Source organism: Yersinia sp. LJYL362 (assembly GCF_048323875.1).
Genome location: NZ_JBLWEX010000189.1, coordinates 1 through 14,257, shown reverse-complemented (window position 1 = coordinate 14,257; position 14,257 = coordinate 1). Strand labels below are relative to the sequence as shown.

Here is a 14,257-nt window from a genome sequence, read left to right as displayed (position 1 = left end):
GCGCAGCGGCCAACTATTTTATGTTCAGCTATGGTGCCGTTATCGACGCCAATATGATGCAAAATGCGTTTGAGACCAACGCGCAGGAAGCAACCGCCCTTTTCACGCCGCGCATGGCTTTATGGTTGCTGATATTAGGTATTATCCCCGCCATTATTATCTGTTTCGTGCGTATCCGAGCGACGCGCCCTTGGTGGTATATGCTGGGGCTAAGAGCGGCCAATATTCTGGCGTCAGTCGTTATTATTCTGCTGATCGCGGCATTATTTTATAAAGATTACGCTTCGCTTATCCGTAATAACAAAAGCATCGTTAAAATGTTGACACCGTCCAATTTTGTCAGCGGTAGTTTTCAGTTCGCCAAACATAAATATTTTACCCGTAATATGTCATTAGTGACCATAGGTGAAGATGCCCATAAAGGCCCCTTAATCAGCGGGCAACAGCAGAAAACACTCGTGATATTAGTGATCGGCGAAACTGCCCGGGCAGAGAATTTTTCGCTGGGTGGTTATGCGCGGGAAACCAATCCTCGTTTAGAAAAACAAGGGGTTACCTATTTCAAAAAGGCATCATCTTGCGGAACTGAAACTGCGGTTTCAGTCCCCTGTATGTTCTCAAATATGCCGCGTAAAAACTATGATGCCACTCTGGCCAGCCACCAGCAGGGCTTAATGGATATTCTTGCTCGCGCCGGGTTGAGTGTGTTGTGGCGCGAAAATGATGGCGGCTGCAAAGGTGCTTGCGACCGTATCCCTCACCAAGACGTGACACAGTTGCAGTTAACCAGCGATTGTGAAAACGGCGTCTGTTTAGATAAAGCATTACTGTACAAATTAGACAATTATATCAACGGACTACAAGGTGATGGCGTGATTGTATTACACCAAATGGGCAGTCACGGTCCCGCGTATTACCGCCGTTCCACACCCGATATCCGTCAGTTTTCGCCAACGTGTGACAGCAATCAAATTCAGGATTGCTCCCCGCAAGAGTTGGTCAATACCTATGATAATTCCATTCTTTATACTGATGCGATGCTGGATGACACCATTAAATTACTGCAACAACATAATGATAGATTTAACACCGCGCTGGTCTACCTCTCTGATCACGGCGAATCATTAGGTGAGAACGGCATGTATTTACACGGGACACCCTATATGTTCGCGCCCAGTCAGCAGACACATATACCTTTTTTAATGTGGTTATCTCCCGAATATACCAAGAACTACGACATTAACCGCCAGTGCCTATCGAACAGCGCGCAACATGATGACGTTTCACAAGATAATCTGTTCCACACTGTTTTGGGAATGATGAATATTCAAACATCTGAATATCAAGCTGAAATGGATTTATTACAGAAGTGCCGGAGTTAAGATTAATCGGTAAAGTGTCCCAATAAATAGCCGACTTGGTGCCAGTGTCTCCTCCGCTGGCATTTTTTTCTTGACCTAGACCGATCGGTCTATTAATCTTTTAAGCATGAGCAAAATACAGCACGCACATGTAGACACCCGCGAACATCTGTTAGCCACCGGTGAGAGCCTCAGCCTGCGCCTCGGCTTTAATGGCATGGGTCTCAGCCAGTTACTCACGACGGCGGGTATTCCTAAGGGTTCGTTTTATCACTATTTCCGCTCAAAGGAAGTGTTTGGTGAGGCGATGCTACAGCGCTACTTTGACCGTTATGACGCTGAAATGGAAAACCTTTTGACAGGTTCACAAGGTGATAAACGCCACCATCTACTGCACTATTTTGCTCAAGCTATTGCTAACTATTGTGGCAGTGAATGCCACAATGCTTGTCTGGCGGTTAAACTATCAGCTGAAGTGAGTGATTTATCCGAACCTATGCGTCATGCGCTAGATATCGGCACTGCTCGCGTCATTGGTCGTTTGCAAGATGCCATTGAAGCCGGCATTGAAGAAGGCTCTTTGCGTATCACACTTTCCCCTGCGGCAACGGCAGAAACGCTCTATGCCTTGTGGCTAGGCGCGTCGTTGCGCGCGAAAGTGAAACGATCTGTTGCACCGCTGACCTGTGCGCTAGAAAGTATCGAACTGATTCTACAACCAGCCCATTAATCCAATGATCCTGAATTTCATGTTTTCTATTTTCAGGATTTATCCAGCCACTAGTTGACTGGTCTATTAATATAGGACACACCATGAAGACTGCTAAATTGTTCTCCCCTTTGAAGGTTGGCGCGATCACATTGCCGAACCGTGTATTCATGGCTCCCCTGACGCGCTTGCGTAGTATTGAGCCAGGTGATATCCCAACGCCATTAATGGCTGAGTATTATCGCCAACGCGCCAGCGCAGGCTTGATTATCACTGAAGCGACACAGATTTCTTTCCAGGCGAAAGGCTATGCTGGGGCTCCGGGGTTGCACACTCAAGAGCAGTTAAACGCCTGGAAAAAAATCACGCAGGCTGTTCACAATGAGGGCGGGCACATTGCTGTGCAACTCTGGCATGTCGGCCGTATTTCGCACAACAGTTTACAGCCGGGCCAACAAGCACCTGTTGCACCATCTGCCCTTGCCGCCGATACCCGCACCACCGTTCGTGATGAAACGGGTGCCTGGGTTCGTGTTCCCTGCTCTACCCCGCGCGCGCTGGAAACAGAAGAGATCCCGGGTATCATTAATGATTTCCGCCAGGCGACAGCCAATGCCCGTGAAGCGGGGTTTGACTATATTGAACTGCACGCGGCCCACGGCTATTTATTGCATCAATTCATGTCTCCGGCATCAAACCAACGTACTGACCAATACGGTGGCAGCATTGAAAACCGGACTCGCCTGACCTTGGAAGTGGTTGATGCCACTGCAGCTGAATGGGGCGCTGAGCATATCGGTATCCGTATTTCACCTTTGGGCCCGTTCAATGGTTTGGATAATGGTGAAGATCAGGAAGAAGCTGCGCTGTATCTGGTCGAAGAGTTAAACAAACGTCATATTGCTTATCTGCATATTTCCGAGCCTGACTGGGCTGGCGGTAAGCCTTATTCAGATGCATTCCGCGATGCTGTACGTGCACGTTTCAACGGGGTGATTGTCGGCGCGGGTGCTTATACCGCAGAAAAAGCCGAAAGCCTGATTGAGAAAGGATTTATTGATGCCGTCGCCTTTGGCCGCAGCTATATTTCCAACCCGGATCTGGTTGAACGTTTGCAGCAAAATGCGCCATTGAATGAGCCTGATGGTGAAACTTTCTACGGCGGCGGGGCGAAGGGCTATACCGACTACCCGGTACTGTAAGCAATCAATCTATTTCCTTTATAACGGTCAGGCCATGCCTGGCCGTTTTTATTTGCACCACAAACCAACGCAATAAACTGACCTTCATAGGGTAGTGAGTGCAATGATATTACTATATGATTATTGATTAGCTTTGATTTATAATGAGTTTTTAATTTTAAACCATTGATTATAAAGAGGTATTATGAAACGCCTACTCCATACCATGATCCGCGTTGGTGACTTGCAACGTTCCATCGATTTCTACACCAAGGTATTAGGGATGCGTTTGCTGCGTACCAGCGAAAATACCGAGTATAAATACTCGCTGGCATTTGTCGGCTACAGCGATGAGAGCGAAGGTTCGGTGATCGAGTTGACCTATAACTGGGGCGTAGATAGCTACGAAATGGGGACTGCATTTGGTCACTTAGCCCTGGGAGTGGATGATGTGGCGGCCACCTGCAACCAAATTCGCGACGCTGGGGGCAAAGTGACCCGTGAAGCTGGCCCGGTCAAGGGCGGTAATACTGTTATTGCTTTTGTTGAAGATCCAGACGGTTACAAAATCGAGCTAATCGAGAATAAGAGCGCCGGACACGGCCTCGGAAACTGATGAGTTAGAAGGCACCCAAAGGTGCCTTTTTTTTACATCGCGATATCCCCCTGCATCCCGCGCTAAAATTTGACATAATGCGCGCTGAATTCGATGAAGATAAGAAACTGATGGCAGATAAAAGTGACCTTAACGCCCTGAGTGGCCGTTTTCGTGGGTATTACCCTGTTGTAATTGATGTAGAAACCGCCGGTTTTAATGCGCAAACTGACGCATTATTAGAGATTGCTGCCGTCACCTTAAAAATGGACAAGGATGGTTGGCTACAGCTGGATAAAACGCTGCATTTTCATGTAGATCCGTTCGAAGGTGCCAATCTAGTACAAGAAGCGCTGGCATTTAATGGAATAGACCCCACTAACCCATTACGTGGAGCAATCAGTGAGCATGATGCTTTACATGCTATTTTCAAAGCCGTGCGCAACGGACTGAAAGAGCAAGGCTGTAACCGCGCCATTATCGTCGCGCATAATGCGCATTTTGATCACAGCTTTGTCATGGCAGCGGCTGAACGCGCTAGCTTGAAGCGCAACCCGTTCCACCCGTTTGCCACTTTCGATACCGCGGCCCTCAGTGGGCTGGTTCTCGGGCAAACCGTATTGGCAAAAGCTTGCCTGACAGCCGGTATTCCGTTTGATAGCAGCCAGGCGCACTCCGCCTTGTACGATACAGAGCAAACGGCGAAATTATTCTGTGAGTTGGTTAATCGGTGGAAGAAACTGGGTGGCTGGCCGGTCCCGGCAGGTGAATCCAAGTAATATAACTACAGCAGAAAACAGCAAGTAACTCATTGAAAAAGGTGGCTCGCTAGCCACCTTTTTGTTTATTACCTAACCTGCAAGTACATTACTCTGCAGCGGGTTTTTCTTCTTCAGAACGGTATTTATCTGCTGTTTCTTTCAATAATTGTTGCAGTTCGCCACGCTGATACATTTCCATCAGGATGTCGCAACCGCCCACTAATTCGCCGTCAACCCACAGTTGTGGGAATGTTGGCCAGTTCGCGTATTTTGGCAGCTCAGCACGGATATCCGGATTTTGCAGAATATCAACGTAAGCAAAGCGTTCGCCACACGCAGATAGCGCCTGCACAGCCTGAGCGGAGAAACCGCAGTTTGGCAACTTTGGTGAGCCCTTCATGTAAAGCAGGATTGGGTTTTCTGCTATCTGGCGCTGAATTTTATCAATCGTCGTCATTTCTTGCTTCCTCAAGCCATTGAGTGGCTACAATACTTAGAACCTATCCATTAGGGCTATTTTATTATTGCGTCCTGCCTATTGTAGCGACTGTCACCCTTGGAATAAAACGCCATCTTTTGCAGGGGCTTTACTCTGTAAGCAAAGGGTTATATTGTCAGCTACAAATATGTGCATTTAGAATAACATTTTTGGCTTCTTCTCTTCATTATTATCTTCACCGAGGGGGGCCCAAAATTCGGGCCGACTAACCCGTTGACGTATGGTTGATTTAAGTTCATTAGCGGTGTGAAAAAACGACAATTGCGACGCCATTAACGTTTTCTCACAATATCGACTAAAATCCTGTCGCTCTTCGCTTTTTTATATCCGAAGTTTCGGCAATACTGTGACTCTTCGTATTCATTTCAGGGCCAAGGTTGGTAGCGTTATTATGCGGTTAATACTTACGCTGTTTGTGCTGCTGTTTACCCAGCTATTTCTAAACCTCGCGCATGCGTCGCCGCAGGCTCACGTCTCGGCTGAGCAAAAGAAGGGCCAAATCAGTCAGGCCAGCCCTGATGACCGGAAAAAACGTAAAGCGGATAAAAACACTAAGAAAACCAAAATTGATAACAATAAAACCGGCAGCAAAAATATTACCAATAAAATAGCGGCTAACAACGATAAAAAGAAAACAGCAGCCACCGCCAGTAAAACCATTAAAAAGAAAGTGCAGGAAGTCAGCAAATCCAGCAGTAAAAAATCAAACGGCAATAAAGTCATTAGTGCTAAAACGACATCAATTAAAACTGCCGCCAATAAAAAAACCGCGGTGAACAAAACAGAAAAAGTGGCTTATGGCCGTCACCGAAATAAATCCCAAGGCAAAGCTGAGAGTCAATTAGCGGCAAATAATAAGATAAAGCTCAGCCCTGCGCATAAGAAGCGTTATCAGCATGCCAAACAAACCGCGATGAGCAAACTGATGAAGCAAGTCGGGAAACCTTATCGCTGGGGCGGCACCTCCCCTAATACGGGTTTTGATTGCAGCGGGCTTATTTATTACGCCTACAAAGATGTAATTAGAATTAAAATGCCGCGTACGGCTAATGAAATGTATCATTTGCGTGATGCGGCACCGGTGAAGCGCGCTGAATTAGAAAGCGGTGATTTAGTGTTCTTCAATATTGCCAATCGCGGTGTTGCTGATCATGTTGGCGTTTATTTAGGCAATGGGAAATTTATTCAGTCACCACGTACCGGCGAAGAAATTCGTATTAGCATGCTCGATAACGACTACTGGCAAGATCATTATGTCGGCGCTCGCCGTGTTGTAACGCCGAAAACTATCCGCTAATTCCCTGCCTCACACCCGGTAGCCCTATCGGGTGCTTTCTTGACCGCCATGCTTCAAACGGCCTGTTCGTAGGCTGCATTCAAGTAGCCGATATCCCATCAAATGGTATGGTTATATCTGTCATTCCTGTTAAAAGTTGTTAAGATTAATACCCACAACAAAAATACAACAATTACGATTTTAACCGCTCCTCACCGCATCTTAGTGAACTAACGTTCGGATTTGAGGAGCAAACACCCTGAGCAACCCCGAAAGGAGAGAGCGATGTCATTTGAATTACCGGCATTACCTTATGCACAAAATGCACTGGAACCGCACATTTCTGCTGAAACGCTGGAATACCATTACGGCAAGCACCACAACACCTATGTGGTCAACCTCAATAACCTGATCAAGGATACTGAGTTTGCAGGTAAATCCCTGGAAGAGATTGTCAAAACATCCAGTGGTGGTATTTTTAACAATGCGGCCCAAGTCTGGAACCACACTTTTTACTGGCACTGTTTGTCACCTAATGGTGGCGGCGAACCGACAGGAAAAGTCGCCGAGGCTATTCATCAATCCTTTGGTTCTTTCGCCGAGTTTAAAACGCAATTTACTGATGCGGCAGTGAAAAACTTTGGTGCGGGCTGGACGTGGCTGGTCAAAAAAACCGATGGCACATTGGCTATTGTCAGTACATCAAATGCGGCGACACCGCTGACGACCACGGATAAGCCGTTGTTAACAGTCGATGTGTGGGAACACGCTTACTATATTGATTATCGTAATGCGCGACCAAAATATCTGGATAACTTCTGGGCACTGGTGAATTGGTCTTTCGTCGAGAAAAACTTAGCCTGATAAGACGAGAAGCACAAGACGCCGTGTAATTACATTACTAGCAGAAATAATTAAGGGCGGTTTAGCCGCCCTACTTATCACTTCACACCGGCAAGCGGCTTAATTAATTCATGACCGCCACGAAGCTAAAGGCAATAATCATCGCCAGCGCACCAACAGTCGTAATCAGCGACATTTTCAAATTGGTATCCATAAGAACTCCTCAGTCGGTTAATTTTCATACTCATAATACTTCAAATAGCATGTGCGTTGGCCAGGTTCACTCACTCGAATTATTTAAAGTATAGTAGGGTAAAGGCACACAATTAGTGCGTTGAATTATTTTCCCACAGTTAAGAAAAAAAATCTTGTGCTGATTACACACTTTATAACATTGATTACCTCTTCCACTTTTCCTCCAGATCAGCCAAAATTCGCAGTTCATAACGACATGCCGACTAATAACGTCTAATAAATACGCTCAGACGCCCCTCTGGCTTAGCTCTCCAGCCGACTATCTTGTTTCTGTCTGAGCGGTGTTCGAGTCATGTAGGCAAACGATTAACATAATACTTACCTGCTGTAACAGGTGAGCTTAGGAGTCATTCTTTTTATGGCAACGATTAAAGATGTGGCCAAACACGCGGGTGTGTCCACCACCACCGTTTCGCACGTTATCAACAAAACTCGTTTCGTCGCCGAAAATACCAAGGCTGCAGTGTGGGCGGCCATTAAAGAGTTGCATTATTCGCCGAGTGCTGTGGCGCGCAGCTTAAAAGTTAATCACACAAAGTCAATTGGCTTGTTGGCGACATCCAGCGAGGCTCCCTATTTTGCTGAAGTGATAGAAGCGGTTGAAAATAGCTGTTATAGCAAAGGCTACACCCTGATTTTATGTAACTCTCATAATAATCTGGATAAACAAAAAGCCTATCTGGCTATGCTGGCACAAAAGCGTGTCGATGGATTACTGGTGATGTGTTCTGAATATCCTGAGCAACTGCTGGGAATGTTAGAAGATTATCGCAATATCCCGATGGTCGTGATGGACTGGGGAACCGCCCGTGGCGATTTTACCGATTCAATTATTGATAATGCTTTCGAAGGGGGCTATTTAGCTGGCCGCTATCTTATTGAGCGCGGTCATCGCGATATCGGTGCTATCCCCGGCCAGTTATCACGTAATACCGGTGGCGGTCGCCATCAAGGCTTCCTCAAAGCCCTGGAGGAAGCCAACATCACCCTGCGCGAAGAATGGGTAGTGCAAGGTGATTTTGAGCCAGAATCCGGCTATAAAGCGATGCATCAAATTCTGACGCAAAAACATCGTCCGACAGCCGTGTTCTGTGGCGGCGATATTATGGCGATGGGCGCAATATGTGCGGCTGATGAGCTAGGTCTGCGAGTGCCACAAGATATTTCGGTGATCGGGTATGACAATGTGCGTAATGCTCGCTACTTCTCACCTGCGCTGACCACGATTCATCAACCCAAAGAGCGATTGGGTGAAACGGCGTTTGCTATGTTGCTCGATAGAATTGTCAGCAAACGCGAAGATCCTCAAACCATTGAAGTCCATCCTAAGCTGATTGAACGCCGTTCTGTTGCCGATGGCCCCTACCGTGATTATCGCCGCTAATCTTCACCTGCCGGTAGCATTGTTACCGGCAGCTAATCTTGCGGCAACCTGTCATCAATGACCCGATTATCATCTCTTAACCACTCATTATTTAACGTGACACTGTCACCTAAATATTCCAACACCCACGCTAAGGCCGGGGAATGGTTATTCTGCTCCCACGTCAAGCAACAGGGGCTATCCGGCAAGGGTTCGTCGAGTGTTAATGCGGCCAGTTTCCCTTGTGCAATCAGGGGCGATACCATATGAGCGGGTACCATTCCAATACATAACCCCTCGCACAAACAGTCGATTCCCGTCGCCCAATCCGGCGCAACCAGTCGCTGTTGGTTATCCAAGGTCCAGGTATCTCGTTTCGGCAAATTTCGCGCGGTATCCTCCAAACAGAGGGAGGGGTAAGGCCGTAACTGACTGTCATTCAGTGGCCCGGTTAACTGCGCTAAAGGGTGATTGACACTCACGACGCAATGCCAGGTCAGAAAACCCATATCACGGAAGACAAAGCGCCCACCAACCGGGATGGCACGAGTCGCCCCAATGGCCATGTCGGCCTGCCCATCGACTAATGCATCCCAGACCCCATTAAACACTTCATACCGAACCCGCAGTTCAATATCGGGAAAATGGCGATAAAAATCCAACACTAAACGGCGGCTCCGCGACGGTTTGACGATTTTATCGACCACGATATTGAGTTGCCCACGCCAGCCATTCGCCACTTGTTGGCACTGGCGGCGTGTGCCATTCATTTTTTTGATAACATCACGCGATTCTTTGATAAAAACTTTGCCGGCTTCGGTCAATTCGACATCACGATGACGTCGCGTAAATAGCGGTACAGCCAACCACTCCTCCAATTGACGCACGGTGTAACTTATCGCCGAGGGCACACGGTGCAATTCTTGAGCGGCAGCACTGAAACTCCCCGTTCGGGCGACCGCATCGACGACATCCAATGAATATTCTGACCACATGGTTTTACACAGCCTTTAGATGGAATATTTGATATCAATTATTTTGATAGCATGGCGCAAATATTACCGTTTCACAACCGAATATCGCGTCGTTAGAATGCCCCCCGCAATTAATTTTCGATAACAAAAGTTTTACCTGCAAAACTATAATGAGAAACAAATAATGAAAACAACATCGAGCTTCATGTTCTACCTGGCCGGTTTGAGCATGTTGGGGTATCTGGCCACTGACATGTATTTGCCCGCCTTTGGTGCCATGCAACAAGAACTACACACCTCAGCAGGTTCCATCAGTGCCAGCCTCAGTATCTTTCTCGCGGGTTTCGCCATTGCCCAACTTATCTGGGGACCCGTTTCGGATAAAATAGGCCGCAAACCGGTGCTGTTAGCAGGCTTAGGTTTGTTTGCCCTTGGTTGTCTGGGGATCCTGTGGGTTGAAACTGCGGCACAGCTATTGATCTTACGTTTTATTCAGGCGGTGGGGGTGTGTTCCGCAGCGGTGAGTTGGCAAGCCTTAGTGGTTGATCGCTATCGCGACGGTAAAGCCAATCGGGTGTTTGCGACCATCATGCCATTAGTGGCACTCTCCCCTGCGCTGGCCCCACTGCTCGGTGCGTGGCTACTAAACCATTTCAGCTGGCGCTCAATTTTTGTCGTTCTGTTGGCCATTACCCTACTCCTACTGGTCCCGACCGCACGGCTTAAAGAGCGAAAAAAGACGGCTTCGGATAGTGAGCTTAAAAGTAAAAATGCGATTAGTTTCTGGCAATTGCTGAAATCCCCTGTCTTCAGCGGCAATGTGATGATGTTTGCTGCGTGCAGTGCCGGATTTTTCGCCTGGTTAACGGGTTCACCTTTTATTTTAGGTGATATGGGATATAGCCCGAATATCATTGGATTGAGTTATGTTCCACAGACATTGGCCTTTCTACTGGGGGGATTTGGTTGTCGTAGTGCATTGAGTCGAATGAAGGGTAACACCCTGCTGCCGTGGCTATTGGCCGGTTATGCTATCAGTATGATTGCACTCTATCTGATAGCAACGCTGACGACCCCCACACTGTTGACCTTACTTATTCCATTCTGCTTAATGGCGCTGGTGAATGGTGCCTGCTACCCTATTATCGTAGCAAATGCATTAATGCCCTTTCCTGCTAATACTGGTAAAGCGGCAGCGCTACAAAACACACTGCAACTGGGCTGGTGTTTTATTGCCAGCATGCTGGTGTCGGCCTATATCAGCCAACCTTTGCTGGCAACCGTCACTGTGATGCTGTCAACCGTCTTTTTGGCAACATTGGGATATGGCATTCATTGCTACGCGTTAAGGAAAGAAAAAAAACACACTATTAATAATGACTATAATTGCGCAGAGTCATAATTCCTTGTAAAAATAGTCACTAAGCGAAATATCGGCCGGGAGCGATTTATTATTGAGAAAGCGCCCCGGCAGGCCTATACTCGATTTAACCGATTAGAATATCATTTAAAAAAAGCATTATCTTAAGCACTTGCTGGACGCGTGGATTGCGTCACATTTACTCTTATGGATGAGTCACCCTAAACCAAAGCGTAATTAGGGTTTCTTCTTAATCTTCCTCTGTCCGTAATGGATACCAGACACCAACTTTATTGGTATGTATCTGCGCATATAAATTTTATCGCGGGTCATAAGTCAGAAGAAAGTGATGGAGAAGCTATGAGTTCATCCTGTATAGAAGACCAGAGTATTCAAGAAAATCCGTTGTTTCGCATTGTGCAAGAAATGCTGAGCCGGGCTGATATTGAAATCAATGGCTCACGCCCTTTCGACATTAGAGTTAATAACCCTGACTTCTTTAAGCGGGTATTACAAGAAGGGTCTTTGGCATTAGGTGAGAGTTATATGGATGGCTGGTGGGAATGCGATCGACTGGATATTTTCTTCCAGCGCGTTCTCAGGGCTGGCCTGGAGCATCAACTTCCACACCATCTCAAAGATACTTTACGCATTGCTGCCGCGCGTATTATCAATTTGCAATCAAAGAAAAGAGCCTGGATTGTCGGCAAAGAACATTACGATCTCGGTAATGATTTGTTTAGCCTCATGCTCGACCCCAACATGCAATATTCTTGCGCCTACTGGAAAGATGCCACAACGCTTGAGCAAGCGCAGGAAAATAAATTGCAGATGATCTGTGAGAAGCTGCAATTAGCGCCGGGTATGAAACTCCTGGATATCGGTTGCGGCTGGGGTGGGCTTGCCGCTTATGCCGCACGTCATTTCGGGGTGTCGGTTTCAGGTGTGACTATTTCAGCTGAACAGCAAAAACTTGCACAAAAGCGCTGTGAAGGTTTGGATGTGACTATTTTGCTGAAAGATTATCGCGACCTGGATGAACAATTCGATCGCATTGTCTCAGTGGGGATGTTCGAACATGTCGGCCCGAAAAATTACAGCACCTATTTTGAGGTGGTTAAACGTAATTTAAAACCTGACGGATTATTCTTGCTGCATACCATTGGTGCTAATCGTACTGACCTGAGTGTTGACCCCTGGATTGATAAGTATATTTTCCCCAATGGATGCCTGCCTTCAGTAAAACAGATTGCCAAGGCCAGCGAGCCTTATTTCATCATGGAAGATTGGCATAATTTTGGGGCTGATTACGACCGAACGCTGATGGCATGGTATGAACGTTTCCAAGCCGCATGGCCAAGTTTAGCGGAGAATTACTCACCTCGGTTTGAGCGGATGTTTAGCTATTATCTGAATGCCTGTGCGGGTGCATTCCGCGCCAGAGATATTCAATTGTGGCAGGTATTACTCAGCCCCAATGGGGTAGACGGCGGTATTCGGGTTGCTCGTTAATCTCTAACGAGATTCTTTTTTAAAAAGGCCGCATTAAAAAGGCAGAGGTATATCATCCCCTGCCTTTTATCATTCTATGTGCGCACAACTTTTTCAGCCGCTGCGGCTACCAGTGCTATTTCGCGTTGCGCCAATACCCGCTCAACCGTATCCACTACGGCCTGTGTCTGGGGGTCTATTTCAATATTCACCCGATGCCCCAGTCGCTTTTTACCTAATGTGGTTCGCGCCAATGTTTCCGGAATCAAATGAACGCAAAAACGGTTACCGACCACCTCGCCGATGGTCAGGCTGATGCCATCAATACCGATAAAACCTTTGTGTAATACATACTTCATTAAATCGTCACTGGGCATTCGAAACCAAATCTGACGGTTATTTTCTGAGGTATATATTTTGGCTATTTCAGCGGTACAAATAATATGACCGGACATGAGATGCCCGCCAATTTCATCACTAAATTTAGCGGCCCGCTCCAGATTAACCACATCGCCTACTTTAATATCACCCAAATTAGTAATACGCAGAGTTTCCTTCATTAAATCAAAGCTGACTCGATTTCCATTCACTTCCGTCACGGTCAAACAGCAGCCATTATGGGCCACAGAAGCACCTAATGCTAATTCAGGCAACATTTCAGTTGGCATTTCAACCACATGGGTGCGGAAATTGGATTTCTCGTCAATGGCAACCACTGGCGCGGTGCCTTGAACAATACCGGTAAACATACGCCATGCCTCTTATCTATAGAAAAAAGTTTCATTGCCCTGATTTTGCCTCAGAAGATAAGGAAAACCAAACCCCTTAGACTAAAAAGCACTATTCGCGTTATTTCATTGAAAATAAGTTGATAATTAATGACAAGGATTGCTTAAGCGCCCTGAGAAGGTACAATCTTTTATACTCTTCGTGCTCCAAGAGTATTATGTTTTCCCGCTATTTTATTTATCGGCGACAAAGCGATAAATTATTGTTAGAGGTTAATGACAAAGTGCCCGTAGCGGTGAAAACAGGCAGATCGTAAAGACGCCGTAAATACATCCTTGTAGGCTCGATCCGCGCCATCCCTGGCGCGGACGCTTTACTCTTCTACCGGTCTTCACCTTGTGAGATCGAGTCGTTGGGGGCTGTTAGCAGTCTGCGTTATTGAAATTATAACTAGGTTATACCCATGCATCGTGATGAACGATGGGTAGATAAAGGTGCATACGTGCAGAAGTATATCGTCGAAGCGCGTAGCTTGTTGGCTCTCGCTATTCCTGTTGTTATCGCGCAATTGTCCCAAACAGCCATGGGCGTGGTGGATACTATTATGGCCGGTTCTGTCAGTGCGACGGATATGGCTGCTGTGGCCGTAGGGACTTCTATTTGGTTACCGGCTATCTTATTTGGCCACGGATTATTGTTGGCGTTGACGCCGACGGTAGCCCAACTTAATGGCTCCGGGCGGCGCAACCAAATTGCTCATCAGGTCAGACAGGGATTCTGGCTGGCATCCTGTGTCTCGGTATTAATTATGGTGGTCATCTATAATAGCGACCACGTGATTAAGCAGATGCACAACATTG

The 14,257-nt window shown here is 46.9% G+C and carries 15 protein-coding genes and 1 pseudogene; 11 read left to right on the top strand and 5 right to left on the bottom strand.

The window, feature by feature from the left end; all coding sequences use genetic code 11:
* The 5 genes from eptA to rnt form a co-directional block, all read left to right on the top strand.
* Nucleotides 1-1,382, top strand: a 1,382-nt coding sequence (gene eptA, locus ACNSO8_RS09515) for a phosphoethanolamine transferase EptA (protein WP_418394457.1), incomplete at its 5' end; no start/stop codon positions are given.
* Nucleotides 1,383-1,488: 106 nt separating this feature from the next.
* A complete protein-coding gene (locus ACNSO8_RS09510; RefSeq protein ID WP_418394456.1) occupies nucleotides 1,489-2,091 on the top strand; it encodes a TetR/AcrR family transcriptional regulator in 603 nt (200 codons plus the stop codon).
* An 83-nt stretch (nucleotides 2,092-2,174) separates the two neighbouring features.
* Nucleotides 2,175-3,272, top strand: coding sequence for an alkene reductase (locus ACNSO8_RS09505; protein ID WP_418394455.1), 1,098 nt, complete (start codon nucleotides 2,175-2,177; stop codon nucleotides 3,270-3,272).
* Between the two features lie 184 nt (nucleotides 3,273-3,456).
* Nucleotides 3,457-3,867 carry a lactoylglutathione lyase gene (gene gloA / locus ACNSO8_RS09500; RefSeq protein ID WP_418394454.1) on the top strand — a complete coding sequence of 137 codons (411 nt, stop codon included), beginning with the start codon at nucleotides 3,457-3,459 and terminating at the stop codon, nucleotides 3,865-3,867.
* 77 nt (nucleotides 3,868-3,944) lie between these two features.
* Nucleotides 3,945-4,625 (top strand): ribonuclease T, encoded by a 681-nt coding sequence (gene rnt, locus ACNSO8_RS09495; protein ID WP_418394453.1) that lies wholly within the window; start codon nucleotides 3,945-3,947, stop codon nucleotides 4,623-4,625.
* Nucleotides 4,626-4,713: 88 nt separating this feature from the next.
* Here the strand turns inward: rnt and ACNSO8_RS09490 are convergent, their stop codons facing one another.
* Nucleotides 4,714-5,064, bottom strand: a complete 351-nt coding sequence (locus tag ACNSO8_RS09490; RefSeq protein WP_418394452.1) for a Grx4 family monothiol glutaredoxin — start codon at nucleotides 5,062-5,064, stop codon at nucleotides 4,714-4,716.
* 433 nt (nucleotides 5,065-5,497) lie between these two features.
* Between ACNSO8_RS09490 and ACNSO8_RS09485 the strand changes: the two genes are divergently transcribed.
* Together ACNSO8_RS09485 and sodB are read left to right on the top strand one after the other, a co-directional pair.
* Nucleotides 5,498-6,403 (top strand): C40 family peptidase, encoded by a 906-nt coding sequence (locus tag ACNSO8_RS09485; RefSeq protein ID WP_418394451.1) that lies wholly within the window; start codon nucleotides 5,498-5,500, stop codon nucleotides 6,401-6,403.
* Nucleotides 6,404-6,667: 264 nt separating this feature from the next.
* On the top strand, nucleotides 6,668-7,246 hold the full coding sequence (gene sodB, locus ACNSO8_RS09480; RefSeq protein WP_418394450.1) for a superoxide dismutase [Fe]: 579 nt from the start codon (nucleotides 6,668-6,670) through the stop codon (nucleotides 7,244-7,246).
* A gap of 103 nt (nucleotides 7,247-7,349) precedes the next feature.
* On the opposite strand, the gene ACNSO8_RS09475 is transcribed toward sodB, so the two are convergent.
* Nucleotides 7,350-7,439 carry a YnhF family membrane protein gene (locus ACNSO8_RS09475; protein WP_016266160.1) on the bottom strand — a complete coding sequence of 30 codons (90 nt, stop codon included), beginning with the start codon at nucleotides 7,437-7,439 and terminating at the stop codon, nucleotides 7,350-7,352.
* 399 nt (nucleotides 7,440-7,838) lie between these two features.
* On the opposite strand from ACNSO8_RS09475, the gene purR reads away from it, so the two are divergent.
* Complete coding sequence (gene purR, locus ACNSO8_RS09470; RefSeq protein WP_418394449.1) at nucleotides 7,839-8,864, top strand: HTH-type transcriptional repressor PurR; 1,026 nt, start codon at nucleotides 7,839-7,841, stop codon at nucleotides 8,862-8,864.
* Between the two features lie 32 nt (nucleotides 8,865-8,896).
* On the opposite strand, the gene punR is transcribed toward purR, so the two are convergent.
* A complete protein-coding gene (gene punR / locus ACNSO8_RS09465; RefSeq protein WP_418394448.1) occupies nucleotides 8,897-9,838 on the bottom strand; it encodes a DNA-binding transcriptional activator PunR in 942 nt (313 codons plus the stop codon).
* Between the two features lie 163 nt (nucleotides 9,839-10,001).
* Here punR and punC point away from each other — a divergent pair, with 163 nt between their 5' ends.
* Together punC and cfa are read left to right on the top strand one after the other, a co-directional pair.
* A complete protein-coding gene (punC, locus tag ACNSO8_RS09460) occupies nucleotides 10,002-11,219 on the top strand; it encodes a purine nucleoside transporter PunC (protein WP_418394447.1) in 1,218 nt (405 codons plus the stop codon).
* 318 nt (nucleotides 11,220-11,537) lie between these two features.
* Nucleotides 11,538-12,689 carry a cyclopropane fatty acyl phospholipid synthase gene (cfa, locus tag ACNSO8_RS09455; RefSeq protein ID WP_418394446.1) on the top strand — a complete coding sequence of 384 codons (1,152 nt, stop codon included), beginning with the start codon at nucleotides 11,538-11,540 and terminating at the stop codon, nucleotides 12,687-12,689.
* Nucleotides 12,690-12,763: 74 nt separating this feature from the next.
* On the opposite strand, the gene ACNSO8_RS09450 is transcribed toward cfa, so the two are convergent.
* Both ACNSO8_RS09450 and ACNSO8_RS09445 read right to left on the bottom strand, forming a co-directional pair.
* Nucleotides 12,764-13,417: a riboflavin synthase subunit alpha gene (locus ACNSO8_RS09450; protein WP_418394445.1), complete on the bottom strand. Its 654-nt coding sequence runs from the start codon at nucleotides 13,415-13,417 to the stop codon at nucleotides 12,764-12,766.
* Between the two features lie 248 nt (nucleotides 13,418-13,665).
* Nucleotides 13,666-13,731 (bottom strand): annotated as a pseudogene (locus ACNSO8_RS09445) (gluconate 5-dehydrogenase); the annotation flags it as partial.
* A gap of 168 nt (nucleotides 13,732-13,899) precedes the next feature.
* On the opposite strand from ACNSO8_RS09445, the gene ACNSO8_RS09440 reads away from it, so the two are divergent.
* A partial coding sequence (locus ACNSO8_RS09440) for an MATE family efflux transporter (protein WP_418394427.1) occupies nucleotides 13,900-14,257 on the top strand: 358 nt, incomplete at its 3' end.